Source organism: Pacificoceanicola algae (assembly GCF_049341065.1).
Lineage (GTDB): Bacteria > Pseudomonadota > Alphaproteobacteria > Rhodobacterales > Rhodobacteraceae > Pacificoceanicola.
The window spans coordinates 1-23,458 of record NZ_JBMPIX010000011.1 but is presented as its reverse complement, the minus strand read 5'-3'; the positions used below and the strand labels follow the sequence as shown (position 1 = coordinate 23,458).

The following is a 23,458-nucleotide window of genomic DNA, read 5'->3' as shown; positions in this document are numbered from 1 at the left end:
TGGCCCGCTGCGGCAATGCGCGATATCCGGGCGCTCTTCAGGAGGCGCGGGAATAGCGGATGTCGTCCTTTGGTGTGTCCGGTTGCGCGGTCAGGTCCAGCCCGGCAATCAGCTCTTCGATCACCACTGAAACCAGCTCGGCCCGGCTGGACACGCCGGATTTTCGGTAGATTGCCGTGCATTGCGCCTTGATCGTACCGGTGCGGGTCTGGCGCATGGCGGCAATATCGGCCACTGGGATGCCCTTGATCGACAAAAGCGCCACGTCACGCTCGGCTTCGGTCAGGTTCCATTGGCGGAAATGGTCTTCGATCACCTTCTGAAAAGCGCCGCTTGCCGCGTCCAGCTCGCTTTCGATCTTGGAATTGCGGCGCAACAACTGGCGATACTGCCTGAGTGTGACAGCCGCCCCAATGGCCAAAGCGACCACGCCCAGAAGTTCGATCCATGTGTGGCGGGTGAATTCATTGAGTTCGATGATCACATCAGATGTGAAAACCAGACCGCAGCCGACCTGTAGGATCGCTGCGGCCAGAAACATCTTCTGCCGCAACGACCGGTTGTTTTTACCCGTCATACTCGTCTGCGCCATTCAGCTCTTTTTCTCCGGTAATCATTGACTTCACGAGGTTTTCCCGGTGGCGCCAACTTGAAAAGATGACCCCGCCAACGTGGCAGACAACCAATGTCAGAAGCAGGTTTACCAGAGTTTTGTGGGTGTCTTCCACCCAATCCTGTCCGAAATATGCGTCCATGCCCATCATGTACCCTGTCACACCGACGGCCGCCAAGGTCGTCAGCAACGCCAGGATCATCGCGGCCCCAGCAGGGTTGTGTCCAAGGTAGCGGTCCTCGCGGCCTCGCAGCATGTCGCGCAGGTAGCTGAGCAACTGCATCGGGCCGGGGATGAAGTCGACAAAACGGGCGTGCCGCGTGCCGATCAGCCCCCAGACAAGGCGAAAGGCGATCAGGCCGATCACCACATATCCCATGGTGCGATGCAGTTTGCGCGGCTCATCAAAGATGTAGGTCAGCGCGACCATGGTCACCAGGGACCAGTGAAAGAGGCGCACCCCAAGGTCCCAGACCCGGACACGCTCGGACGATTGTGTAGTGTCATAAAGCGTCATGATGCGCCTCCTTCAATTCAATCAGGCTTCGATACGGTCCAGCTCTTCGCCGGTGTTCGGGTCAAAGAAGATTTCCATGTTGGTGCCGTCGACCTTGCCGTAGATCTCGTAGCAGCCGCCGCTGTTGATCTTGAAAGAGATGACTTCGCCGCCTTCGTCCTCGAACGCCTTCATCGATTCCCAGATCGGCTTCAGCTCGGTGCCGGGATTGCAGGACGGTTCGGCGAAAACCGGGGCTGCGGCAGTGGCAAGCAGGGCGGCGATCATGATTTTTTTCATCGGGGGGTACTCCATGTGAATGAGGTGCCTGCAACATGCAGGTCACGGCTCGGACTTACGGACCAACATCGAAAATGATCTATTGGTCTACGGTTTACACGGCGCCGCCTAAGTCGCTGCTTAGAAGTTTATAACGAAAGTTATACGCGGGATTTCGCTGAAAAATCAGGCGCCGTTTGCCCGTGATCGTAGGCGGCCCGGGCGAAAAGCCTTAATTGGAAGGCGGTCGCACAGTGCAACCTGAAGAGGTTTCGCGTTGGCAGAATACTGCTTAGGAATTTTAGGTCCGGCGCCCAAATAAGGGGCCATTTTCTGCCGGCCCCGGCGGACGCGTCAACAGATTACATAACCACGAAGGCGGAAGGGCCGTGGACGACAGAATCGGCCCGACTCCGAAGCCATTGCCTGCCCAAATCCCCGGGTTACGCGGATTGATTTGGGTCAACGCCTTGAAGGGCCGCCCAAGATAGGCATCGAATACGCGATATATTGAGGGCGGGACCTGCGCGGGGCGCATCATAGCGCATGTTGAATTTGCATGCTCCTGCATCAACACTCGGACAGGCAAAGGCTTTGATCGGGAGAGACCAATGGACGAAGATGCAGCCGACCCGCCATCCGACGATGCCGTGCGTCTCCCGAGTGCGCCGCCACGAGAGATGCCTTTGCCGTGGCAAACCCCGAAGCCGATTGTCGAAGACCCGGAAGCAGCTGGCAGGATCAAGGCCATTCTGGAAAGTCCGGAATACAAGAAGGCGGATGAGGATTTGTCGTTTCTGCGCTCGGATTCGCTTCGCGCCGTGCGTCTTGAACTGGATTTCCTCAAGGCTGAACAAGGTTTGAAGCGGCACGACATTCGCCACACCATCGTTGTATTTGGCAGCACCCGTATCCCGGAACCCTCAGCCGCCCGAGCCCGCGCCGAAATCGCGCGAAAACGGTTGGCGGACGATCCGGACAACCCAAAGCTCCGGCAGGCCCATGCGGTCGCGAAACGGATCGTCGACAAGAGCCGGTACTACACTGTGGCGCGAAAGTTTGCGGCCTGCGTGGGCGGGTCTTTGGATGCTCAGGACGGTGGAACGATCGCCATGATGACCGGCGGCGGACCGGGGTTGATGGAGGCGGCGAACCGCGGCGCCTTTGATATCGGGGCCAAGTCCGTCGGTCTCAACATTTCCCTGCCGCATGAACAGTTCCCCAACCCCTATCTTACGCCCGGTTTGTGTTTCCAATTTCACTATTTTGCGCTTCGAAAGATGCATTTTCTGCACCGGGCCCGTGCTCTTGTCGCCTTTCCCGGTGGCTACGGCACGATGGATGAGCTGTTCGAGACTCTGACGCTGGTCCAGACCCGCAAGATCGCGCCTTTGCCGATTGTTCTGGTCGGGCGTTCGTTCTGGGAAAGGGCCGTTGATGTGCCGTTTCTCGTGGAGGAAGGCGTGATAGACCCGGAAGATGAGCATCTGTTCAGCTATGCCGAGACGGCCGATGAAATCCGCGACCGCATTGTCGGCTGGTATGCCGCAGCGGGAGAGCCGCTTTTCGGTGATATGCCCCAGGTGTGACACCAAGGGCCCGCACGTTGGACGTGTCTATCGTTCAGTCGGGATCGATTCTGCCTAATTTGCCGGATCCGTCCAGGTAAACCCCGTTCCAGGGCCTGCCTTGGGTGAATTGACCAAACCCTTTCGCGTCCCGAAGGACCTTGGCTGGCGCTGATGTCGCCATGCCGTAGGTCTGGGCTAGGGGCACTCCGACCTTGTCGATCAGAACCGACATGGCTGTGGGAAGGTCGAGATCCGCACCGGCAAGGGTGCCGTTCTCAAGCATCAAGCGCCCGTCGCGGCGCAGAACCTTGCGCCCGTTGAGAAGGAATTCGGTGATGTCCGACCCTACGGTGGACATCGCGTCGGTGACTAGAAAGATATTGCCGGGCGGCTGTTTCGATGCCAGCGCGATGCGCATGCTGGTTGCGTGGACATGGATATTGTCGGCGATCAACCCGGCAGAGATACCCGGCGCGTTCAAGGCGGCGCCCACCAGTCCCGGTTCGCGGTTGCCCATCTGGCTCATCGCGTTGAACAGATGTGTGACGCAGCGCGCGCCAGCGGCAAAGGCGGCTTGAGCCTGCGCCAGACTGCAGTCAGTGTGACCAAGCGAAACGATGATGCCCGCCTTGGCAAGCCGTGAAATCTGAGTATTCGTGACGTTTTCGGGGGCCACCGTGACCATCACATTTGGCAAGCGGGCGGCGGCTTCGCACAAAAAGGCTTCGTCCTCATCCTCCATGCGCCGGATCAAGGCCGGGTCATGCGCGCCTTTGCGTGCAATCGACAAATGCGGTCCTTCAAGGTGCACCCCAAGGATACCCGGCACGCCACTTTCAATCGCCGCCTCAACGGCGTCAACGGCGGCGCGGGTCTTGTCCGGGGTGTCGGTGATCAGGGTTGGCAGCAGGGCGCGCGTACCAGTGGTGGCATGTGCCCGGGCGATCGTGGCCACGCCTTCGGGCGTGGTTTCGTCATTGAACATCACGCCGCCGCCGCCATTGACCTGAAGGTCAACAAAGCCTGGCATCAGCGTACCGTCCGCAAGGTGTTGGATCTCCGCGCCATCTGGCAAGGCGTCTGGCTCGGCCAGTCCGGCAAAGCGGCCGTCGTCCAGGATCAGCGCCTTGCCCTTGCGCAGAGCTTTGCCGTCAAAGATGTCGGCGCCAAGATATGCGCGCGTGCTCATACGGTTTCCGTCACTTTCTTCAGGTGGCGCGGCTCGTCCGGATTTATGCCGCGCGCGCGGGCCGCTTGTTCGACCATCGCGTAGAACGAGACGATCAGCGAAATCGGGTCGGTCAGCGGGTGCGCCGTGCGGGCAGTTGGCAGCCGGGTCGCTGTTGTGGCCCTGTCCGAAGTCACAAAGACGCTGGCGCCCTTTGCCGCGATTTGCTCGGTCACGCCAAGCAGCGAGTCTTCGGCCTGATCCGCTGCGGTGAGCGCAATCACCGGAAAGCCGGCGCCCACGATCGACACCGGTCCGTGAAGCACTTCGGCTGAAGAGTAGGATTCAGCGTGCAACTGGCAGGTCTCTTTGAACTTGAGCGCCGCCTCGTTCGAAATGGCAAAGGACGGGCCGCGACCGAGACAGTAAATGGACTGTGCCGAGGCCAGTTTTTCACCCAGCGCGCCCCAATCGGTTTGGGCGGCTTTGGCCAAAACCTCGGGCAGGGCATGGATTGCAGCCAACAGCGCGGCGTCTTTTTGCCATTCGGCCAGAAGCCAGACCGCTGAAACAATCGAGGTGACAAAGGTTTTTGTGGCAGCGACGCTGAGTTCCTCGCCTGCATGCAGATCAAGGGTATGTTCGCTGACCCGCGCCAGATCGCTTTCGGTGTGATTTGTCAGGGCAAAGGTCAGCGCGCCTTCTTGCCCGGCCATATCCGCCATGCTGACAATGTCGGGGCTTTTGCCGGATTGCGAAACGGCGATGCAGGCGCTGCCCGCAAGTTTCAAGCGGCGCCCGTAAATCGATGCCACCGACGGCCCGACCGAGGCCACGGGAACACCCGCGATCAGCTCGCTCGCGTATTTGAAATAGGTCGCCGCATGGTCCGAAGACCCGCGCGCAACCGAGATCATGAAAGCCGGGTCGCGCTCGGCCAAGGCGGCCGCAGCTGCGGTCATGGCGGATTGTCCGCCCGTTAAAAGGGCATCGACCGCAGACGGAATCTCAAGGACTTCGCGGCGCATGTGGGTTGTGGATGACATGGTCACTCCTTCGAAAGGCTGAGTTCGGCGACGAAATTATAGGCGTCGCCGCGATACAGGGATTGCGTGAATTCGGCGACACGGCCGCTTTCCAGATAGGAGGTGCGTTCGATCCGCAGACCCGCGTCCCCCGCATGAACGGCCAGCAGATCGGCCTCGGGTTCGGCCAGATTGATTGCCGAGATTTTTTGCAGCGCTCGCACCGGACGATGCCCGTCGCGTTCCAGAACCTCGTAAAGCGAGGTTTCTACGATCAACGGATTGGGCAGAATGTCGGCAGGTAACGAGGCCCGCTCAATCGCCAAGGGTTCGCCATCAGCCATCCGCAGACGGGCGATACGCGCGACCGAATCCTCGGGCGATAGGGCCAGCGCGACCATTTCATCAGCGGAAGGCATGAACAATCCGCGTTCGAGCCATCTGGAAGAGACATGTTTTCCGCGCCGCTCCATATCCTCGGAGAACGAGGTCAGGCGAGACAGCTTTTGTTCGATGCGCGCGGGTTTCGAGGATATGAACGACCCTGAGCCTTGCTTTTGAATGATCGTGCCTTCGTCGGCGAGCGATTTGATGGCCTTGCGAACGGTCACGCGCGAGAAATCAGTGATCACGGCGATCTCACGTTCGGCAGGTAGCGGGCTGCCCGGCGCAAGGATGCCCTGCGCGACCCCGTCAGCCAAACGTTGCCGAAGCTGGATGTAGCGCGGACCAGCATCAGGTTGAAACCAAGCTGATGGGGCAAGGAAGTCCGCGATGTTCATGACTGGGCCTCCAGATCTTTCAGGGTCTTCCGGGCAAGCTGCAAGGCGCCGTCCAGTGCGGTTCCCTCGGGCGCTTGAATCCGGGCGCGATGCTCGGGCGCGAGAAAGGCTTCATAATGCGGGCCGACGCCGCCGATCAGGCAAATTGGCGCGGTATCGCGGATGTTCGCGGCCTTAAGAACTGCATTCAAGTATGCAGTGCCGCGCGTCATCAGCGTGACACCGACAACATCCCCGTCTTTGGCGGCAGAAATGACAAAGGGCGCAAACGTGGCAAATTCCGCCGGAGAGGCGCGGCCAGCAAAAGAGGCGACATTTGCGGGCAGGTCATCAAAGCGCGCCATGATCAGCCGGGTCAAATCGCTGGCCGCTACAAGGCCTTCCTCGGCCAGCAAGCTGTGTTCCAGAACTGCGCGGCCCAGCCATGCACCCGAGGCCTGATCGCCAACACTAAGACCCCATCCGCCGAAAAAGCGGATGTCCTCGCTGCGCCGTACGGCCGCGAATGACCCTGTGCCGATGGCAAGAAGCACACCATCACGGCGGCCTAACGCCCCAATGGCCGAGGTGAGGCGGTCATCGGAAACGGTGCAGGACTTGAAAGGCAGGTTGGCCGCCATCGTTTTGGCGTCCTGCGCGTTCATGATCCCAGCCAGTCCGATGTGCGCTACCATGGCCTCAAGCGGCGGGGCGTCTTTGCCGAGCTGTTCGACGGCTTGGCTGACCGCATTCAGCACGTTTGCACATGCCTGAGCGGGATTGGTCGTGTAGTTGGCCGGGCCGCCCGAGGCCCGGGCAAGGACGGTTCCATCAGGGTGCGCAATAGCGGCGCGGCAGCCAGTGCCGCCGCCGTCGATCGCGCAGATGTGGTATGTGATTCCGCTCATCATGTAATACCTATGACATACCTTTAAGAGATATAGAAGCTATATTAGCGAAATAGGCGTTACTTTTTTCTCCTGTAGGCCGAAATTACAGGAGGAAAAGAAAATCGTAGACAAAAGGTATTTAATAGGTATTGTTTAGGGAAATCTGGGGGATTCGCTATGCATCACGCTGAAAAAGGGGAGGGGGTAGGGCTGCCCATTGACGCGCTGACGCGTGGAGATGCCCTGTCCGAGATGCTGGCTTCGCATTTGGCCGCGGTTTCCGCGGTGTCTGATGCGCAAGGCAGTATCGATGCGGCCGCGAGCCATGTTGCTTCGGCCGTCGCGGCGGGGGCGACGTTGTTTTACGCGGCGGCGGGCAGCTCGGGCTTGATGGCCCTTGCTGACGCCAGCGAATTGCCGGGCACCTTTGGCGTTCCTGCGCAACAGATTCGTATTTGCATGGCGGGCGGTGTTCCCGTCGATGGCGTCATGCCGGGCGATACCGAAGACGGCACGGATGAGGCTGCAAAAGCCGCGCAATCCATGCAGCCCCAAGACCTTGCCATCGTTGTCAGCGCCAGCGGCACGACGCCTTTTGCCATCGCGTTTGCCAAGGCGGCCAAGGCGCAGGGCGCGCGCGTTGTTGCGATTGCGAATGTCGCGGACTCGCCACTGCTTGGGCTTGCTGATGTTGCCATTGCCCTTGTGACCGCCGCCGAGGTGGTCGACGGTTCAACGCGGCTGGGGGCCGGGACAGCACAAAAGGTTGCGCTCAACATGATGTCGACCCAAGCGGGCATTTTGCTGGGGCATGTGCATGGCGGGCAGATGGTCAACCTGGTGCCTGACAACATCAAGCTGCGTCACCGGGCCCGGAGGATCGTGGCAGGGATCGCCGCCGTGCACGAAGCCAAAGCGGAGCGCGCGCTTGAGCGGGCCGGGAACGATACAAAGCTTGCGGTTTTGATTGCCACGGGACTTGATATCGAAACCGCGCGGGGCCGACTGGCACAAGCGGGCGGGCGGCTCAGGGATTGTCTGCCGCAAACAACAACCAAAACCAACTTGTCCAACGAACCAACGAACCAAGGGAGTTAACAATGACACACACCTCAATGAAAGGCGCGCTGCTGGCAACGACGCTGCTGGCCGCAGCCGCAGCCTCTGCACAAGACGCAACGCTGACCATCGAGAGCTGGCGCAATGATGATCTGGCCATCTGGCAGGACAAGATCATTCCGGCCTTCGAAGCCGAGCACCCCGGCATCAAGATCAAGTTCACGCCGTCCGCCCCGGCTGAATACAACGCTGTCCTGAACTCGAAGCTGGACGCAGGCTCTGCAGGCGACATCATCACCTGCCGCCCGTTCGACGCCTCGCTTGCGCTGTATGATGCGGGCCATCTGGCTGACCTGAGCGATCTGGACGGCATGTCGAGCTTTTCGGATGTCGCCAAAGCGGGCTGGTCCACCGACGACGGCAGCGTGACGTATTGCGTGCCGATGGCCTCGGTGATCCATGGCTTTATCTACAACAAAGACGCCTTTGCCGAGCTGGGGCTGGAGGTGCCGACCACCGAGGCCGAGTTCTTTGCCGCGCTGGACGCGATCAAGGAAGACGGCAGCTATATCCCGATGGCGATGGGCACCAACGACCAGTGGGAAGCCGCCACGATGGGCTATAACAACATTGGCCCGAACTACTGGAAGGGCGAAGAAGGCCGCAACGCGCTGATCGCCGGTGAGCAAAAGCTGACGGATGAAGCATGGGTCGCGCCCTATCGGCAGTTGGCCAAATGGGGTGACTATCTGGGTGACGGGTTCGAGGCGCAGACCTATCCCGACAGCCAGAACATCTTTACCCTTGGCCGCGCCGCGATTTACCCGGCCGGGTCCTGGGAGATCTCGGGCTTCAACACGCAGGCCGATTTCGAAATGGGCGCATTCAACCCGCCGGTCCAGAACGCGGGCGACACCTGCTATATCTCCGACCATACCGACATCGGCATCGGGATGAACGCGGCGACGGAAAACCCGGAAGCGGCCAAGACCTTCCTCAATTGGGTGGCCTCCTCCGAATTCTCGACCATCTTCGCCAACGCGCTGCCGGGGTTCTTCCCACTGTCCAACGCCGAGGTCACGCTTGAGGATCCGCTGGCGCAGGAATTCATTTCCTGGCGCGACAAGTGCGAAAGCTCGATCCGCTCGACCTACCAGATCCTGTCGCGCGGCACGCCGAACCTTGAGAACGAAACCTGGAACGCCAGCGCCGCTGTAATCAAAGGCAAGGAAAGCCCCGAAGACGCAGGCAAGCGTCTGCAGGACGGGTTGGCCAGCTGGTACGCACCGCAGCAGTAAGCCTGTTTTCCCACATATCCCGGGCGGTTTGTGCCGCCCGGGCCCCCGAACGTCGCTGACATTGCACAGGAGGCGCGAGATGGCTTCGCCTGCCAAACAGAAACCCAGAGTCCACATCGCCGTTTTTCTGGCACCCGCCGTCCTCGTCTATACGGCCGTGATGATCTATCCGCTGTTCAACACCCTTCGGTTGTCATTGTTCAGCGAAGTTGACCAAGAGCGCATCTGGGTTGGTCTGCAAAACTTCCGGACCTTGTTTGGCGATGCCATCTGGTCGGATCAATTCTGGAACGCGCTGGCCAACAACACATGGTTCTTCATGATCCATATGCTGGTGCAGAATCCCATTGGCGTGGCGCTTGCCGCGATCCTGTCCTCGCCGCGGTTGCGCTTTTCCGCCTTCTACCGGTCGGCGATCTTTATCCCGACCATCCTGTCCTTTGTTATCGTAGGCTTTGCGTGGAAGCTGATCCTTTCGCCGATCTGGGGCATCGCGCCAGGGATGCTGGACGCCATTGGTTTGAAATTCCTTTACACGCCATGGTTGGGCAAGGAAGAATACGCCCTGACCACGCTGAGCCTTGTGTCGGTCTGGCAGTATGTCGGCATTCCGATGATGCTGATCTACGCGGCGCTCCTGTCGATCCCGGACGAGATCCTAGAGGCCGGCGAGTGTGACGGCATCACCGGCATGAGCGCCTTTTTCAAGATCAAGCTTCCGCTGATCCTGCCGTCGATCGGGATCATCTCTATCCTGACATTCGTGGCGAACTTCAACGCGTTCGACCTGATCTATGCCGCTCAGGGTGCACTGGCGGGGCCGGACTTCAGCACGGATATTCTGGGCACCTTCATGTATCGCACCTTCTTTGGCTTTCAGCTGCAATTGGGCGATCCGCACATGGGTTCGGCCATCGCCTCGGCCATGTTCGGGATCATTCTGGTGGGGGTCTGTATCTACCTCTTCGGTATTCAGCGCCGTTTGCGCAGCTATCAGTTCTGAGGGGCAAGGATATGAGCAAGGTTCGCAACACAACCGGCACCAGTATCGCCGCACATGCCGTCCTGATCACCTATACGATCATCGCGCTGTTCCCGGTTTTCGTCATCCTGATCAACAGCTTCAAGACCCGCAAAGCGATTTTCCGCGAGCCGCTGGCCCTGCCGACCGCCGACAGTTTTTCCCTGATTGGGTACGAGACCGTGTTCAAACAGGGGGACTTCTTTCTGTATTTCCAGAACTCGATGATCGTGACCGTGGTTTCCTTGACCCTGATCCTCTTGTTCGGCGCAATGGCGGCCTTTGCGCTGGCCGAATACCGGTTCAAGGGTAATACGCTGATGGGTCTCTATCTGGCGCTTGGGATCATGATCCCGATCCGCATCGGCACGGTGGCCATTCTCGAGATGATGGTCTCGACCGGGTTGGTGAATACCCTCGCCGCGCTGATCCTTGTCTATACGGCGCAGGGCTTGCCCTTGGCGGTCTTTATCCTCTCCGAGTTCATGAAGGGCGTCAGTGATGACCTCAAGAACGCCGGGCGCATCGACGGGCTGAGTGAATACAAGATCTTCTTCCGGCTGGTGCTGCCGCTTGTGCGCCCTGCCATGGCGACAGTGGCGGTGTTCAACATGATCCCGATCTGGAACGATCTGTGGTTCCCGCTGATCCTTGCCCCCGCTGAAGAGGTCAAAACCCTGACGCTGGGCAGCCAGGTCTTTATCGGGCAATTCGTGACGGACTGGAACGCGGTCCTTTCGGCGTTGTCCATGGCGATCCTGCCGGTGATGATCCTTTACGTCATCTTCTCGCGTCAGTTGATCCGCGGCATCACATCGGGAGCCGTCAAATGAGAGTGTTGATTGCCGGTCTGGGGAATATGGGGCGCAGCCACGCCTTGGCCCATCATGCTGACCCGCGGTCGCAGATTGTCGGGCTGGTCAACCGCTCGACCGTCGACTTGCCGGATGCGCTTGCGGACTACCCGCTGTTCGACGATTTCGAAGCGGCCCTTGCTCAGACAAAACCCGATCTTGTCGTGGTGGCCACCTACACCGATACCCATGCGGGTTATGCCATCGCCGCGATGGAGGCTGGGGCGCATGTCTTTGTCGAAAAGCCTTTGGCGGGCAATGTCGCGGATGCGGCGCGTGTAGTTGAGGCCGCCAAGCGCCGGAACCGCAAGCTGGGTGTCGGCTATATCCTTCGCCATCATCCCAGTTGGCAACGCCTGATCGCGGAGGCCCGCGGCCTTGGCGGGCCTTACGTGTTCCGGCTGAACCTGAACCAGCAGTCCAGCGGCCCGACGTGGGAAACGCACAAGGCGTTGATGGCAACCACATCGCCTTTGGTCGACTGCGGCGTTCATTATGTCGATGTCATGTGCCAGATCACCGATGCAATGCCTTTGCGGGTAAACGGCATGGGTCTACGGCTGTCTGATGAAATCGCCCCCGATATGTACAACTACGGCCAGTTTCAGGTGATCTTCGACGATGGCTCGGTCGGTTGGTACGAGGCCGGCTGGGGCCCGATGATGTCCGAGACCGCTTTCTTTGTCAAAGACGTGGTCAGCCCGAATGGCGCCGTGTCGATCACCGATGCGAACAAGGGTGCCTCGGACGACGTGGATGGCCATACCCGCGTTGGCGGTTTGCTGGTCCACCGACCAGGTAACGACCAGCTGATAGACCTGCCGGACGAACCGGGCCATCAGGCACTGTGCGATGCCGAGCAAGCCTGGATGGTTGATGCCATCCTGAACGATATGGACCTGAGCCGCCATATGACTGACGCCGTGCAATCGCTGCGCATCTGCCTTGCGGCCGATGAAAGCATTCGCACAGGCCAAACCATCCAACTGGGAGAAACCGCATGACCGCGCTGAAACTCGAAAACGTCAACAAATCCTTTGGCTCGGTCCATGTGCTGAAAGATATCAACCTGACCGTGGAGGACGGCGAATTTGTTGTCTTCGTTGGCCCCTCGGGCTGCGGAAAGTCCACCTTGCTGCGCGTGATCGCCGGGTTGGAAACGGCCAGCAGCGGCACGGTGATGATCGCCGATGATGTGGTGAACGATGTGCCGCCGGCCAAACGCGGTATCGCCATGGTTTTCCAGTCCTATGCGCTGTACCCGCATCTGACCGTCAAGGACAACATGGGGCTGGGTCTGAAGCAGGAAGGCCGGCCGAAATCCGTAGTTGAAGAGCGTGTGAGCAAGGCTAGCAAGATGCTGGACCTCGACGATTATCTGGCCCGCCGCCCGGCCGAGCTGTCCGGCGGACAACGTCAGCGCGTCGCCATTGGCCGGGCCATCGTGCGTGACCCGAAACTGTTCCTTTTCGACGAGCCGCTGTCGAACCTCGACGCCGCTTTGCGCATGAACACCCGGGTCGAGATTGCGGCGCTGCACCGCACGCTGTCGGCTTCTATGATTTATGTGACCCACGACCAGATCGAGGCGATGACCCTCGCCGATAAGATCGTGGTACTGCGTGATGGCCGGATTGAACAGGTTGGCAGCCCGATGGAGCTGTACAACAACCCGGCCAATCGGTTTGTGGCGGGCTTTCTTGGCTCACCGTCGATGAACTTCCTCGAACGCTCGGTGCCCGGTCAGCCTGCGGGGCAGACCATTGGCATTCGCCCGGAACACCTTGGCCTGCGCGCCGATGGGCAGATCAGTGGCGAAGTGACTCATGTCGAACGACTTGGCGGGGATACCAACCTACTGGTCAAAACCGAGCAAGGCGAAACCCTGACTGTCCGCCTTTTCGGCCAGAATGACACTGCGGTGGGCGCACATGTTCGGCTTGGGTTCGATCCTGAAAAGGCGTTCCATTTTGACGAGACCGACCAGAGGATCCTGCCTTTGGCAGCTTGACGGGCTTGCAAAGGCAGACCGCGGGCAGTTTTCATCAGCCATCGTCGGCCCAAATTTGGCGGCGGTTCATCCGTTATTTTCTGGATTGAAGCGCCGCGCTGGATTACTCTGGCGGCATGAACATTGCCGCTCCCAACCCGTCTGACCTGTCAGCCAGATTGCCGCTTTTGCCGGGGTGGATCAGCTCCGCGCGCGGTGAATCCATTGAGGATCTGGCCTTTAAATCCGGTGCGGCGTTGGCGGTTCTCGATGGTGTGGTCTGCCATCCCGAGGTTCCCGGGGGCTTGCTGCGTGAAAGGCTGGCGCTGCGTGCCGCCGAATCCTGCGTGGTGATCACGGGGCGGCCCGAGCGGGCACCAGACCTGCGCGACGAGGTGCATCTTTTGCGGCTTGGTGATTTGCCCGGCCCGGCGGGCGCGATCTTTGTTCAATGGCGCCGGGCGGTTGCCCGGCCGGTCAAGGCCGAGGCGTTGCAAGGCGCGTTGCCCGACGACTTGGCCGCGCATATCCCGGTTTGGCTGGCGACTGGCAAGGGCTGCCCGGTGGCGCAATGTTCGGCAGTGTTGGAGGCGGTTCTGGCGGATCTTCCGCGCGCCGAGGCGGTCGCCTTGATCCTGGCGGATGCTGTTTTGGCACGCGCTTTGGGCTGGCGACATCTTGTTCCACTTCTGGCATTTGGGTTGAAGCCCCGCGATCTGCGGTTGCGCGGTGATGACCTTCGCCGCGCTTGCCACCACGCGATTGTCAGCTCGGTGGGGGAGGCGCTGCGCATGGCGTCCGACCTTTCAGGGCGGGCGGCACGGTTGCGCGCGGTGGCTCCGAAATTACGCGCCAAAGGCGCCGGGTTGGCCGTTGACATGTTCCTTAACAAAGACGCGCTGTCACCATCGCTTGCCCTCACCGATCTCATGTCGGATCGCGCGGCGCGTCGGCTGTGTGACCGTCTGGTGGATCTCGGCGCGGTGCGCGAATTGACGGGCCGGGCGAGTTTCCGGCTTTACGGGGTCTGACGGTGAGCGAAGACCTTGACCGAGAACTCGAAGACCTGCCGCCCGAGCTGCGTTGGCGCGAATGGATGCGGCGGCTCGAGGCCGTGCTGTTCGCCAGCGCCTCGCCTGTTCCGCGCGAGGATCTGGGCCGAGTTGTAGGGCAGGGTGTTTCGGTCGAGCTGTTGATCGAAGACCTTGCGGGCGATCTGGAGGGGCGACCCTATGAGGTGGCTTCGGTCGCGGGGGGATGGATGTTGCGCACCCGCCCCGCCTATGGGCCGGTGATCCGTGCGGCGGCTGAAGTGGGGGAACAGTCGCTTGATCTGAGTGCGTTCGACACGGCCGTTCTGGCGGGGATTGCCTATCACCAGCCGATCACCCGCGATGGGCTCAAGGACATCTTTGGCAAGGAGATCAGCCGCGATCTGATCGGGCGATTGCATGCCCAAAACCTGATCGCGACGGGGCCGCGCAGCCCTCGCCGGGGGGCGCCTTATACCTTTGTGACAACTGACGCCTTCCTTGTCGCCTTTGGTCTGGAAAGCCTGCGTGATCTGCCGGACCGGGAGATGCTGGAGGATGCAGGCATGCTTGAGCCGAGCGATAGCCCGCCAGAAGCCTTCCGGGCCTGACCGGGGTTTGCCATCCCGGCAGGTTTCAGGCGCTGCCGAACTGGGTGCCCATACCGCCATCGACGCGCAGCTCGACCCCGGTCACAAAACCGGCGGCATCCGAGGCCAGAAACAGCGCGGCTTCGGCAACGTCCCAAGCTGTGCCCTGCCGTTTCATCGGGACCTTGCTGGCGCGGGCCCGTGCGAGAGCGTCGTGGTCCGTATCCGGCCCGATGAAACTTTGCGCGTGGGGGGTGTCGATCATGCCGGGCAGAACGCAATTGGCCCGCACGCCGCGCGCGGCGTATTCGATGGCCACGCTTTTTGACAGGCGTTGCAGCGCAGCCTTGGACGCCTCGTAGCCGACGTATCGGTAAGGCCCGTTGCTTTCGCCCGCGAGGCTGGAGATATAGACGATCGCGCCGCCGCTGTCCTGTTCCAGCAAGGGCAGGGCGGCCTGCGTGCAGTGAAACGCGGCGTCGAGATTGACGGCAAAGACCTTTTGCCAGTCGCTGAAAGCGGTGATTTCAACGCCGCCCGGTGTGCTGATCCCGATGTTGAAATGCAAGATGTCCAACCCGCCCAGTTGGGCGCGCGCGGCGTCAGCCATCGCATTGGCGGCCTGCGGGTCGGTCATGTCCCCGGCCATGACATGCGCCGTTCCACCTTCGCGCCGGATGATCTGCGCCGTTTGCTCGGCGGCGTCGCTGTTGCGATCGACGCAGAGCACCGAAGCGCCTTCGCGCGCGTATAGAACCGCCGCCGCCTTGCCATTCCCCCAGCCTTCCCCGACCGAGCCCGCACCGATGACGGCAACCCGTTTTCCCGCGACCCGACCCATCAATCAAAGACCTTTCGCGGCAACCACAGGGCGACATCCGGAAACACAATGGCCAGACCCAGCACCAGCAGTTGCAAAAGGACAAAGGGAATGATCCCCAGATAAATGTCACGCATCGACAGCAGGTTGCCCGCCGCGCCCTTGAGGTAGAACAGCGCAAAGCCGAAGGGTGGTGTGAGAAAGGACGTTTGCAGGTTCAGGGACACGAGAATGGCGAACCAGTAGATCATTTCGCTGCGCGCCACATGGTCCCCGAGGTCCATGGCTTGCACGATGGGCGCAAAGATCGGCAGCATGATCAGAGTAATCTCGATCCAGTCGAAGAAGAAACCCATGACAAAGATCATCGCCATGATCGCCATCAAAAGCCCCCAGTTGCCAAAGGGCAGGGCATTGGCGCTGTCGATGATGAAATGCTCGCCACCAACCTTGCGGAAGATGTAGGAAAAGGCCGTCGCGCCAACAAAGATAAAGAACAGCATGCCCAGCGTCTTGACCGAGCCATCCATGCTTTCGTTCAGGGTTGTGCGGGTCAGACGGCCGCGCAAGGCGCCCAGCAGCAGCGCGGCGAAAACGCCAACGCCTGAGGCCTCGGTCGGGGTGGCAATGCCGCCAAGGATCGAGCCGAGAACGGCGATGATCATGACCAGTGGCGCCAGAACGGATTTCAGGGTCTCAAGCCAAAGGCCGCGGCGCTCCTCTTCGCTGGGCGGTGGTGCTTTGGGCGCAATCGACGGCTGGAGCGCGCTGCGCACGACGATATAGACGACATAGGACAGGGCCAGCAGTAGCCCGGGAAGCAACGCGGCGACAAAGAGATGCCCCAGAGAAATGCTCAGCAGGTCGCCCATGAAGACCAGCATCACCGAAGGCGGGATCAGAATGCCCAGCGTACCCGCGCTGGCAACCGTTCCGGCCGCAAGCCCTTTGTTATAACCGCGGTCGATCATCGTTGGCACCGCCAGCATGGTCAGCATCACGACCGAGGCGCCGATGATTCCGGTGGCGGCGGCCAGAATGGTGCCCATCAGCACAACGGCCAGCGCCAGCCCGCCCGGGATCACGCGCATCAGGCGTTGCAGAGTGACCAGAAGGTCTTCGGCGATGCGGGTCTTTTCCATGATCAGACCCATGAAGATGAACATGGGGGCCGCCACCAGAACTGCGTTGTCGATGGTGCCGGTAAAGATCCGATTGGGCAGCAGGGTCGCATGGACCAGCCGCATGTCGCCGGTCCAGACCGCCAGCAGACCAAAGACAAGGCTGATCCCCATCAGCATGATGGCCACGGGCGCACCAGAGAACAGCGCCACCACCAGAGCCAGAAACATCGTGCCGGGCAGGGCGGCTGAGATCATCTCGATCATAGGTTTTCCTCTGCCAGATCAGGTCGTTTGAGGGCAACGACCGAGCGCAGCAGCACGGAAAGCCCGCCGATGATGGTCAGCAATGCGCCCAGCGGGATGGCTGATTTGATGATCCAGCGATTTGGCAGGCCGATCCCGCCGGAGCTGCCTTCGCCGCGTTGGAAGGATCGCAGGGTAAAGTCAAAGCCGTACCAGCTCAGCAAAAGCATGAAAGGGATTAGGAAAGCGAGGATCGCAAAAATCTCGATCCAAAGCCGGGTGTTGCGCCGCAGGTGCTGTGAGACGAGATCAATGCGCACATGGGCGTTTTCGATGTAGGCATACCCAAAGCAAAGCACCGCAATCGCGCCATGCAGATGCCACTCAAGCTCTTGCAGCTTGAACGATCCGGTGGAAAAGAATCGGCGTCCAACCACGTCATAAAGGATGACGGCCATCAGGATCAGCAGCAGCCAGCCGCATAGCTTGGCCACCGCACGGCATGGCAGAGCCAGCCTGTTCGACCAGATCAGCAGGGAGTCCATGGGATACCTTCGGGAAAGCGGGCGGCGGAAGGATATTCCGCCACCCGGAGTGGGTTACTTGAGGTAGGCCAGATCGGACCACTTGGCAAAATCGGCGCGGAAGTTGGAAAGGCTTTCCCAAGCGCGCTTGAAGTCGGGATCGGCAGCGCTTTGTTCGGTCACCACGTCGTTCCAGGCACCGCGGAAGGCGGCCATCATTTCATCGTTCCATTTGTGGACAGTGACGCCCGCCGCCTCAAGGTCGGCCAGCGGTTGAAGCTGCTTGGCCTCGCCTTCAGCCGAGGTATAGGCGACGTTGGCGGCGCAGGCTGTCTCGATCGAGAAACGCTGCTGATCGCTCAGTCCGTCCCATGCGTCCTGGTTGATGATGAATGTGATCAGCGAGGTCTGCTGGTGCCAGCCGGGGAAGTAATAGTTGCTGGCGTAGTCGTTCATCGACACCGCTTTGTCGATCAGCGGGAAGGACACCTCGGCGGCGTCGATGGTGCCAAGGCGCAGGCCGGTCAGCGTGTCGGCAACGGGCATGGACTGCGCTTCGACGCCCAGCTTTTGCATGACCGATGCGCCCAGCCCAAAGATCCGCATCTTGACGCCATCAAGGTCGGACGGCGTGTTGATTTCCTTGGCGAACCAGCCCGAGGCCTCGGGGACGAGGATCGTGCAAAGTTCGGTGTGGATGTTATAGGGCTTGGTGATGTCGGCCCAGATTTCCTTGCCGCCGCCTTCGTACCACCATGCGGTATACTCACGTACGTCGGGACCAAAGGGCACGGCGGTGAAGATCGCGGCCGAGGGTATGATCCCCTGCGCGAAGCCCGGCGAATACCAGCCAGCGTCCACCGCCCCGGTCGAGATGGCATCCCACATCTCATTGCCGCCGACGATGGCGCCGGGTTCGTTGAACTCGATTTCCAGTTCGCCGCCGGTCAGTTTGCTGACCTGTTCGGTCAGACGAACCCCGCTGTCGCCCAAAAGCGGCAGTGACGACGGATAGATCGACTGCATGACCAGCGTTTCCGCCTGCGCGGCACCGGCGACAAGCGTTGCAGCCGCCACGACTGTGGTGAGTGTTTTCATTTGGTTTCCTCCCGGGTTGTCGATGCCCCGCCACGAGACCTCCTCCGTGGCGATGCGGTTCATAATGTGGACATCAAATCACCGTCAGACTAAGCGCCATAAGGCGGATGTGTAAATAGCTTTCGCATTTTCCTTGTTTGATGGCAAAGTTTGAAGCAGCATGGAGGAAAATCTGCGAAAAGGTATCCATAATATGGACATGTCTGGTGGCGCTGAGAGCAAAGAGGCCGGAGGCGCGCAAAGCGTTGATCGCGCGTTGTCTTTGCTGTCGCTTGTCGGGCAGGGCGGCGGAAGGCCAGTGTCGATGACGGCATTGACTGATGCCACGGGGCTGAGTCGTCCAACCGTGCGACGCCTGATGCTGGCGCTGATGCGGGCTGGCATGGTCGAACAAGATGCCAGCAGCCGCCATTATGTGCTGGGACCCGAGATCTATTTGCTGGGCCTGATGGCGCGCAAGCGGGTCGATGTTCTCGAGGCGGCCTCTGATAGCCTTTTGCGACTGGCGGCGGAGAGTGAAGACAACACCTATCTGTCAGTGCGGCGCGGATCTTACGCGGTCTGCGCGCATCGCGAAGAGGGTACTTACCCGATCCGAAGCCAGGCGCTGCGCACCGGCGACTGTCATCCCCTTGGCGTGGGGGCGGGGGCCATGGCGATGCTCGCCGCACTGCCGGAACCTGAACGCGCAGAGGTGCTCGAAACGATCACGCCGCTGCTGGCGCAGGGCTATCCCGGCTACACGCCCGAGGTGGTCGCGCACAGCATCGCGCGGTCGCAAGACAGGGGGTGGGCGTTGAACCCGGGGCTGTACCTGCCGAATTCATGGGCCATCGGCATGGCGATACACGGCCCGGATGGAGAGGTGCTTGGCGCCCTGTCGATCGCCGCGATCGACACCCGGATGCAGGAAACCCGACAATTGGAATTGGCCGCGATGTTGCGGCGCGAGGTGGCGCAGGTCGAAGCGCGCCTGAGCAAAAGAATGCACCCGGCCTGATCCGGGACTGTAGGGAGGAAAACAGATGGTCGAACAACCGCAAATCGTGGGCTGGGCTCACTCCAAGTTTGGCAAGGCGCCCGAAGAAACCCTGATCGAGCTGATCGGTAGCGTGGTGCCCGATGCCTTGGACCATGCCGGGGTCGGCGCCGAGGCCGTCGATGGGATTTTCGTTGGCGTCTACAACAACGGGTTTTCCAAACAGGCCTTCGAGGGCGCGCTTGTCGGTATGGCAGTTCCGGAACTGGCGCATGTGCCCGCGACCCATCTTGAGAATGCCTGCGCCACCGGGTCTGCCGCGCTTTATGCCGCGATGGATTTCATCGCCGCGGGCCGTGGCAAGGTGGCGCTTGTGGTCGGTGCGGAAAAGATGACGGCGACACCGGGCGCGCAGATCGGAGATATCCTGTTGACGGCATCGTATCGCGCCGAAGAAGGCGAAGGCGAGGGCGGCTTTGCCGGGGTCTTTGGCCAGATCGCGAACAGCTATTTCCAGAAACACGGTGATCATTCGATGGAACTGGCGATGATTGCAGCCAAGAACCACGCCCACGGGATGCTGAACCCCTATGCGCATATGCGCAAACCGTTCACTGCTGAGTTCTGCAACACTGTCACGGACAAGAACCCCTTGGTCGCCGGGCCCTTGCGGCGCACCGATTGTTCGCTTGTCTCGGATGGGGCCGCGGCGCTGGTGATCGCGCATCCGGATGTAGCCGCTGATCTTAAGCGCGCGATCGCTTTCCGGGCCCGCAATCAGGTCAACGACATTCTTGCCCTGTCGCGGCGCGATCCGACGGAATTCGCCGGGCCACGGGCGGTCTGGGCCAAGTCGCTGGCGCAGGCTGGTCTGACGCTGGACGATCTGGACATGGTGGAAACCCATGACTGTTTCACCATCGCCGAGCTTTTGGAATACGAGGCCATGGGGCTGGCTGAACGCGGACAGGGCGGCCGGGTGATCCGCGAAGGCATCACCACCCGCGACGGCAAGCTGCCGGTGAACCCTTCGGGCGGGCTGAAATCGCGCGGCCACCCGCTGGGCGCGACGGGTGTTTCGCAACATGTGATGGCGGCGATGCAACTGGCAGGCGAGGCAGGCGAGATGCAACTGCCCGACGTGCAGATCGCGGGTGTCTTCAATATGGGCGGGGCGGCGGTGGCCAATTACGTCTCGATTCTGGAGCGCGTGAAATGATCGCAAACCGCGACCCGAAACTGCCTTGGTCAACGCGCAGCCATAACCTGGCGCATTTCCTGACAAAGAACGCGGCGCGCTTGGGCGACCGGCCTGCGATCATCTGGGGCGAGCAGACCCTGACATGGCGCGATCTGGATGCGCGGGTCAGTGCGCTGGCGGCTGCGATGCAGGGTGACTATGGTGTTATGCCCGGCGACCGGGTGCTGGTGCAAAGCCCGAACAACAACCAAATCACTGAAATCATGCTGGCCTGCTGGCGCATCGGCGCGGTCTGGGTGCCGTCGAATTTTCGCCAGCGCCCTGACGAGGTCGCCTATCTGGCCGAAAAGTCCGACGTGTCGCTGATGTTCTGCGAAGATGGCTTCCCCGAGCATGCAAGTGCCTGCGTCGAGGCTGCGCCAAAGCTTTCGCAGGTGATATGTATCGGGCGGGGGTTCGGCACGGCCTATAATGACCTGATCGCGCGGTATATGGGCACGCAGGTTCCCAACGTTGCGGTGGATCGGGATGCTCCGTGCTGGCTGTTCTTCACGTCAGGGTCGACCGGGCGGCCCAAGGCGGTTGTTCTGACCCACGGCCAGCTGACCTTTACCGCGCTCAACCATCTGCATGATCTGACGCCCGGCACCACGCCGGACGACATGAGCCTTGTCGTCGCGCCGCTGAGCCACGGCGCGGGCATGCACCAACTGATGATGATCGCGGGTGGGGTTTGTTCGGTGCTGCTGCCGTCCGGCAAGTTCGATCCGGCGCAGGCTTGGGAACTGGTGCAGCGCTATCGCGTGACGAACATGTTCACTGTGCCGACCATCGTCAAAATGCTGACGGAACATCCGGCGGTGGATGATTACGACCATTCCAGCCTGCGCTATGTGATCTACGCGGGCGCCCCGATGTACCGAGAGGATCAGAAACACGCACTGCGCAAGCTCGGGCCGGTTCTGGTGCAGTATTTTGGTTTGGGCGAAGTAACGGGATGCATCACCTATCTGCCGCCTCAGGATCACCACATTGACGACGGACCAGAGGCACGTATCGGAACCTGCGGGATTGAGCGCACCGGGCTGCATGTCTCGATTCAGGACGATGCGGGCAACGAGCTTGGCCCGGATCAGACGGGCGAGATCTGCGTTGCGGGCCCTGCGGTTTGCGCGGGCTATTATATGGACGACGGGGCGAACGAAAAGGCGTTCCGCGATGGCTGGTTCCGCACCGGCGATCTGGGCCATCTGGATGCGCAGAGATACCTTTATATTACGGGGCGGTCTTCGGACATGTACATCTCGGGTGGCTCCAACGTGTACCCGCGCGAGATAGAAGAGCTGATGCTGACCCATCCGGCGCTGTCCGAGGTGGCCATTCTCGGCGCGCCGCATCCGCGTTGGGGCGAGGTCGGCATCGCCGTTTGCACCTGCGAGCCGGGTCAAAGCGTTGAGCCTGCGGAACTGGCGCAGATGCTGGAGGCGAAGCTGGCGAAATACAAGCTGCCTCACCGCTATATCTTTCTCGATGAAATGCCCAAGACCGGTTACGGCAAAATCACCAAGAAACTGGTGCGCGAGGAGCTCGAGGCGCGCGGCCTCTGGCCGGGAGAAGGCGCATGACCTGCGAGATCATTCGCCACCCCGGACCTGCAGCGGAACACCCGTTCCAAATGGCGCGGGGACAGGCGCGCCGGGTTCGGGTGGTGCTTGGCGGCGGTCAGTCGCTGATGCAGGCGGTTGCCGGAGCCATGGACAAAGCCGGATGCGACAGCGGCGTGATGACCTTGGATGGTCTGACGATCGGCCCCTATGATTATGTCATGCCGGGACCGTCACACGACGGCATTCACGCGGCGTGGTACAGCAAGACCCACAGCGGCAGCCTCGGCCGTATTCGTCACGGCAGCGCCATTGTGGGGCGGCGCGAAGGGGCGTGGTGGCTGCACTGTCATGCAGTGTGGGACGAAGATGGCAAATCGAAATGCGGGCACCTTCTGCCGGACGATGTGACTTTGCCAAAGGATGCCGAGGTGACGCTTTACGCCTTTGACGGCGGACTGTTCGATGTATCGATGAACCCCGAGACACAGTTTCCGATCTTCCATCCAACAGGCGGTGCGGATGGGGGTAATGCGCTGATCGCCAAGGTGAACCCGCATCACGATATCTCGGACGCCATCAGTGCAATGATTGCGCAGGCCGCATTCAGCCGCGCCATAGTGGTCGGGATCGGCAGCCTGATCGGCGCGCAGTTCGAGACGGGGGAGCCGATGGCCTCGCCGATCTCAGAGGTGCTGATCCTGCCCGGGGCGCAATGGGACGGTGCATTGAGCTTGCCGATGTACTGCGTTGACCCCAAGGACGGTCAATTCAGTGGCAGCCTGCTCCCCGGATTGTCGCCGGTCTGCGTGACCTTCGAGCTATTGATCATGGAATCGCCCGATTCATCCCAATGACGGTCTGGGCGAAGGCCGAAGTACGTATAGAGTCCTGAGACGGATCAGGGCATAATCTGCGCTCAAAAGCGTCCCAACTGCTACATGTGGTGTTCGGGGCCTAGGCCAAGGCTTCCAACGCCGAAATTTGACCACTGGTTTCGTTTCGGTGCCGTGGGAGGGATTGTGCCAGATTCTCTCGTCGCTTCTTGGCTGTCGCGGTGCTTTGGGCCAAAATTCATGGGAAGTTGGCGTGTAAGCTATTGAAATATATATGTAATTTTGAGATTTTCAGAAATCTTTTGATTTCTTCAAAAAACTGCTTGCGGGTTTTGGGTGGTGGTACTAGAACCCCCTTCACCGGCGGCGCTGAGGCGCGGTTG

General features: G+C 60.7%; 24 protein-coding genes. 13 read left to right on the top strand and 11 right to left on the bottom strand.

The window, feature by feature from the left end; translation table 11 throughout:
• Positions 1 to 37: 37 nt before the first annotated feature.
• Genes ACOYQJ_RS16125 through ACOYQJ_RS16115 form a run of 3 tightly spaced genes read right to left on the bottom strand, consistent with a single transcriptional unit; the run spans position 38 to position 1,409 of the window.
• A complete protein-coding gene (locus ACOYQJ_RS16125) occupies positions 38 to 577 on the bottom strand; it encodes a helix-turn-helix transcriptional regulator (protein WP_422907070.1) in 540 nt (179 codons plus the stop codon).
• Positions 567 to 1,130, bottom strand: a complete 564-nt coding sequence (locus ACOYQJ_RS16120) for a cytochrome b/b6 domain-containing protein (RefSeq protein WP_422907069.1) — start codon at positions 1,128 to 1,130, stop codon at positions 567 to 569. Before ACOYQJ_RS16120 ends, ACOYQJ_RS16125 begins: the two co-directional genes overlap by 11 nt.
• A gap of 21 nt (positions 1,131 to 1,151) precedes the next feature.
• Positions 1,152 to 1,409: a PepSY domain-containing protein gene (locus ACOYQJ_RS16115; RefSeq protein ID WP_422907068.1), complete on the bottom strand. Its 258-nt coding sequence runs from the start codon at positions 1,407 to 1,409 to the stop codon at positions 1,152 to 1,154.
• Between the two features lie 590 nt (positions 1,410 to 1,999).
• Between ACOYQJ_RS16115 and ACOYQJ_RS16110 the strand changes: the two genes are divergently transcribed.
• Positions 2,000 to 2,977, top strand: coding sequence for an LOG family protein (locus tag ACOYQJ_RS16110; RefSeq protein WP_422907067.1), 978 nt, complete (start codon positions 2,000 to 2,002; stop codon positions 2,975 to 2,977).
• A 34-nt stretch (positions 2,978 to 3,011) separates the two neighbouring features.
• Here ACOYQJ_RS16110 and nagA read toward each other — a convergent pair whose 3' ends face one another.
• The 4 genes from nagA to ACOYQJ_RS16090 are packed head-to-tail and all read right to left on the bottom strand — an operon-like array spanning position 3,012 to position 6,821.
• On the bottom strand, positions 3,012 to 4,148 hold the full coding sequence (gene nagA, locus ACOYQJ_RS16105) for an N-acetylglucosamine-6-phosphate deacetylase (protein WP_422907066.1): 1,137 nt from the start codon (positions 4,146 to 4,148) through the stop codon (positions 3,012 to 3,014).
• The gene (locus ACOYQJ_RS16100; protein WP_422907065.1) at positions 4,145 to 5,173 is read right to left on the bottom strand and encodes an SIS domain-containing protein; all 1,029 of its coding nucleotides are present in this window, start codon (positions 5,171 to 5,173) and stop codon (positions 4,145 to 4,147) included. Before ACOYQJ_RS16100 ends, nagA begins: the two co-directional genes overlap by 4 nt.
• A gap of 2 nt (positions 5,174 to 5,175) precedes the next feature.
• Complete coding sequence (locus ACOYQJ_RS16095; RefSeq protein ID WP_422907064.1) at positions 5,176 to 5,934, bottom strand: GntR family transcriptional regulator; 759 nt, start codon at positions 5,932 to 5,934, stop codon at positions 5,176 to 5,178.
• A complete protein-coding gene (locus ACOYQJ_RS16090; RefSeq protein ID WP_422907063.1) occupies positions 5,931 to 6,821 on the bottom strand; it encodes a glucosamine kinase nucleotide-binding domain-containing protein in 891 nt (296 codons plus the stop codon). The genes ACOYQJ_RS16095 and ACOYQJ_RS16090 overlap by 4 nt, the downstream gene beginning before the upstream one ends.
• A 159-nt stretch (positions 6,822 to 6,980) precedes the next feature.
• Between ACOYQJ_RS16090 and ACOYQJ_RS16085 the strand changes: the two genes are divergently transcribed.
• From ACOYQJ_RS16085 to scpB, 8 genes are all read left to right on the top strand, one after another.
• Positions 6,981 to 7,901, top strand: coding sequence for an N-acetylmuramic acid 6-phosphate etherase (locus tag ACOYQJ_RS16085; protein ID WP_422907062.1), 921 nt, complete (start codon positions 6,981 to 6,983; stop codon positions 7,899 to 7,901).
• 2 nt (positions 7,902 to 7,903) lie between these two features.
• On the top strand, positions 7,904 to 9,160 hold the full coding sequence (locus tag ACOYQJ_RS16080; protein WP_422907061.1) for an ABC transporter substrate-binding protein: 1,257 nt from the start codon (positions 7,904 to 7,906) through the stop codon (positions 9,158 to 9,160).
• Between the two features lie 79 nt (positions 9,161 to 9,239).
• Positions 9,240 to 10,163, top strand: coding sequence for a carbohydrate ABC transporter permease (locus ACOYQJ_RS16075; RefSeq protein ID WP_422907060.1), 924 nt, complete (start codon positions 9,240 to 9,242; stop codon positions 10,161 to 10,163).
• An 11-nt stretch (positions 10,164 to 10,174) separates the two neighbouring features.
• On the top strand, positions 10,175 to 11,014 hold the full coding sequence (locus ACOYQJ_RS16070; RefSeq protein WP_422907059.1) for a carbohydrate ABC transporter permease: 840 nt from the start codon (positions 10,175 to 10,177) through the stop codon (positions 11,012 to 11,014).
• On the top strand, positions 11,011 to 12,039 hold the full coding sequence (locus tag ACOYQJ_RS16065) for a Gfo/Idh/MocA family protein (protein ID WP_422907058.1): 1,029 nt from the start codon (positions 11,011 to 11,013) through the stop codon (positions 12,037 to 12,039). The genes ACOYQJ_RS16070 and ACOYQJ_RS16065 overlap by 4 nt, the downstream gene beginning before the upstream one ends.
• Entirely contained in the window at positions 12,036 to 13,046 is a 1,011-nt protein-coding gene (locus ACOYQJ_RS16060; protein ID WP_422907057.1) for an ABC transporter ATP-binding protein, read from the top strand. Before ACOYQJ_RS16065 ends, ACOYQJ_RS16060 begins: the two co-directional genes overlap by 4 nt.
• 116 nt (positions 13,047 to 13,162) lie before the next feature.
• Positions 13,163 to 14,056 carry a DUF1403 family protein gene (locus tag ACOYQJ_RS16055; RefSeq protein WP_422907056.1) on the top strand — a complete coding sequence of 298 codons (894 nt, stop codon included), beginning with the start codon at positions 13,163 to 13,165 and terminating at the stop codon, positions 14,054 to 14,056.
• A 65-nt stretch (positions 14,057 to 14,121) separates the two neighbouring features.
• Positions 14,122 to 14,667, top strand: coding sequence for an SMC-Scp complex subunit ScpB (gene scpB, locus ACOYQJ_RS16050; RefSeq protein WP_422907144.1), 546 nt, complete (start codon positions 14,122 to 14,124; stop codon positions 14,665 to 14,667).
• A 25-nt stretch (positions 14,668 to 14,692) separates the two neighbouring features.
• Here the strand turns inward: scpB and ACOYQJ_RS16045 are convergent, their stop codons facing one another.
• The 4 genes from ACOYQJ_RS16045 to ACOYQJ_RS16030 are packed head-to-tail and all read right to left on the bottom strand — an operon-like array spanning position 14,693 to position 18,455.
• Complete coding sequence (locus tag ACOYQJ_RS16045) at positions 14,693 to 15,487, bottom strand: SDR family NAD(P)-dependent oxidoreductase (RefSeq protein WP_422907055.1); 795 nt, start codon at positions 15,485 to 15,487, stop codon at positions 14,693 to 14,695.
• Positions 15,487 to 16,854, bottom strand: a complete 1,368-nt coding sequence (locus ACOYQJ_RS16040) for a TRAP transporter large permease (RefSeq protein WP_422907054.1) — start codon at positions 16,852 to 16,854, stop codon at positions 15,487 to 15,489. Before ACOYQJ_RS16040 ends, ACOYQJ_RS16045 begins: the two co-directional genes overlap by 1 nt.
• Positions 16,851 to 17,378: a TRAP transporter small permease subunit gene (locus ACOYQJ_RS16035; RefSeq protein ID WP_422907053.1), complete on the bottom strand. Its 528-nt coding sequence runs from the start codon at positions 17,376 to 17,378 to the stop codon at positions 16,851 to 16,853. Before ACOYQJ_RS16035 ends, ACOYQJ_RS16040 begins: the two co-directional genes overlap by 4 nt.
• A gap of 54 nt (positions 17,379 to 17,432) precedes the next feature.
• On the bottom strand, positions 17,433 to 18,455 hold the full coding sequence (locus tag ACOYQJ_RS16030; protein WP_422907052.1) for a TRAP transporter substrate-binding protein: 1,023 nt from the start codon (positions 18,453 to 18,455) through the stop codon (positions 17,433 to 17,435).
• Positions 18,456 to 18,648: 193 nt separating this feature from the next.
• Between ACOYQJ_RS16030 and ACOYQJ_RS16025 the strand changes: the two genes are divergently transcribed.
• Genes ACOYQJ_RS16025 through ACOYQJ_RS16010 form a run of 4 tightly spaced genes read left to right on the top strand, consistent with a single transcriptional unit; the run spans position 18,649 to position 23,096 of the window.
• The gene (locus ACOYQJ_RS16025; protein WP_422907051.1) at positions 18,649 to 19,455 is read left to right on the top strand and encodes an IclR family transcriptional regulator; all 807 of its coding nucleotides are present in this window, start codon (positions 18,649 to 18,651) and stop codon (positions 19,453 to 19,455) included.
• A 25-nt stretch (positions 19,456 to 19,480) separates the two neighbouring features.
• Entirely contained in the window at positions 19,481 to 20,653 is a 1,173-nt protein-coding gene (locus ACOYQJ_RS16020) for an acetyl-CoA acetyltransferase (RefSeq protein ID WP_422907050.1), read from the top strand.
• A complete protein-coding gene (locus ACOYQJ_RS16015; protein ID WP_422907049.1) occupies positions 20,650 to 22,260 on the top strand; it encodes an acyl-CoA synthetase in 1,611 nt (536 codons plus the stop codon). The genes ACOYQJ_RS16020 and ACOYQJ_RS16015 overlap by 4 nt, the downstream gene beginning before the upstream one ends.
• Entirely contained in the window at positions 22,257 to 23,096 is an 840-nt protein-coding gene (locus ACOYQJ_RS16010) for a PPC domain-containing DNA-binding protein (protein WP_422907048.1), read from the top strand. Before ACOYQJ_RS16015 ends, ACOYQJ_RS16010 begins: the two co-directional genes overlap by 4 nt.
• The last annotated feature ends 362 nt before the right edge of the window (positions 23,097 to 23,458 follow it).

Bases quoted from the DNA above. Each gene is read 5' to 3' on its own strand.
- ACOYQJ_RS16125 (WP_422907070.1), bottom strand. From the start codon at position 577: ATGACGGGTAAAAACAACCGGTCGTTGCGGCAGAAGATGTTTCTGGCC.
- ACOYQJ_RS16120 (WP_422907069.1), bottom strand. From the start codon at position 1,130: ATGACGCTTTATGACACTACACAATCGTCCGAGCGTGTCCGGGTCTGG.
- ACOYQJ_RS16115 (WP_422907068.1), bottom strand. From the start codon at position 1,409: ATGAAAAAAATCATGATCGCCGCCCTGCTTGCCACTGCCGCAGCCCCG.
- ACOYQJ_RS16110 (WP_422907067.1), top strand. From the start codon at position 2,000: ATGGACGAAGATGCAGCCGACCCGCCATCCGACGATGCCGTGCGTCTC.
- nagA (WP_422907066.1), bottom strand. From the start codon at position 4,148: ATGAGCACGCGCGCATATCTTGGCGCCGACATCTTTGACGGCAAAGCT.
- ACOYQJ_RS16100 (WP_422907065.1), bottom strand. From the start codon at position 5,173: ATGTCATCCACAACCCACATGCGCCGCGAAGTCCTTGAGATTCCGTCT.
- ACOYQJ_RS16095 (WP_422907064.1), bottom strand. From the start codon at position 5,934: ATGAACATCGCGGACTTCCTTGCCCCATCAGCTTGGTTTCAACCTGAT.
- ACOYQJ_RS16090 (WP_422907063.1), bottom strand. From the start codon at position 6,821: ATGAGCGGAATCACATACCACATCTGCGCGATCGACGGCGGCGGCACT.
- ACOYQJ_RS16085 (WP_422907062.1), top strand. From the start codon at position 6,981: ATGCATCACGCTGAAAAAGGGGAGGGGGTAGGGCTGCCCATTGACGCG.
- ACOYQJ_RS16080 (WP_422907061.1), top strand. From the start codon at position 7,904: ATGACACACACCTCAATGAAAGGCGCGCTGCTGGCAACGACGCTGCTG.
- ACOYQJ_RS16075 (WP_422907060.1), top strand. From the start codon at position 9,240: ATGGCTTCGCCTGCCAAACAGAAACCCAGAGTCCACATCGCCGTTTTT.
- ACOYQJ_RS16070 (WP_422907059.1), top strand. From the start codon at position 10,175: ATGAGCAAGGTTCGCAACACAACCGGCACCAGTATCGCCGCACATGCC.
- ACOYQJ_RS16065 (WP_422907058.1), top strand. From the start codon at position 11,011: ATGAGAGTGTTGATTGCCGGTCTGGGGAATATGGGGCGCAGCCACGCC.
- ACOYQJ_RS16060 (WP_422907057.1), top strand. From the start codon at position 12,036: ATGACCGCGCTGAAACTCGAAAACGTCAACAAATCCTTTGGCTCGGTC.
- ACOYQJ_RS16055 (WP_422907056.1), top strand. From the start codon at position 13,163: ATGAACATTGCCGCTCCCAACCCGTCTGACCTGTCAGCCAGATTGCCG.
- scpB (WP_422907144.1), top strand. From the start codon at position 14,122: ATGCGGCGGCTCGAGGCCGTGCTGTTCGCCAGCGCCTCGCCTGTTCCG.
- ACOYQJ_RS16045 (WP_422907055.1), bottom strand. From the start codon at position 15,487: ATGGGTCGGGTCGCGGGAAAACGGGTTGCCGTCATCGGTGCGGGCTCG.
- ACOYQJ_RS16040 (WP_422907054.1), bottom strand. From the start codon at position 16,854: ATGATCGAGATGATCTCAGCCGCCCTGCCCGGCACGATGTTTCTGGCT.
- ACOYQJ_RS16035 (WP_422907053.1), bottom strand. From the start codon at position 17,378: ATGGACTCCCTGCTGATCTGGTCGAACAGGCTGGCTCTGCCATGCCGT.
- ACOYQJ_RS16030 (WP_422907052.1), bottom strand. From the start codon at position 18,455: ATGAAAACACTCACCACAGTCGTGGCGGCTGCAACGCTTGTCGCCGGT.
- ACOYQJ_RS16025 (WP_422907051.1), top strand. From the start codon at position 18,649: ATGGACATGTCTGGTGGCGCTGAGAGCAAAGAGGCCGGAGGCGCGCAA.
- ACOYQJ_RS16020 (WP_422907050.1), top strand. From the start codon at position 19,481: ATGGTCGAACAACCGCAAATCGTGGGCTGGGCTCACTCCAAGTTTGGC.
- ACOYQJ_RS16015 (WP_422907049.1), top strand. From the start codon at position 20,650: ATGATCGCAAACCGCGACCCGAAACTGCCTTGGTCAACGCGCAGCCAT.
- ACOYQJ_RS16010 (WP_422907048.1), top strand. From the start codon at position 22,257: ATGACCTGCGAGATCATTCGCCACCCCGGACCTGCAGCGGAACACCCG.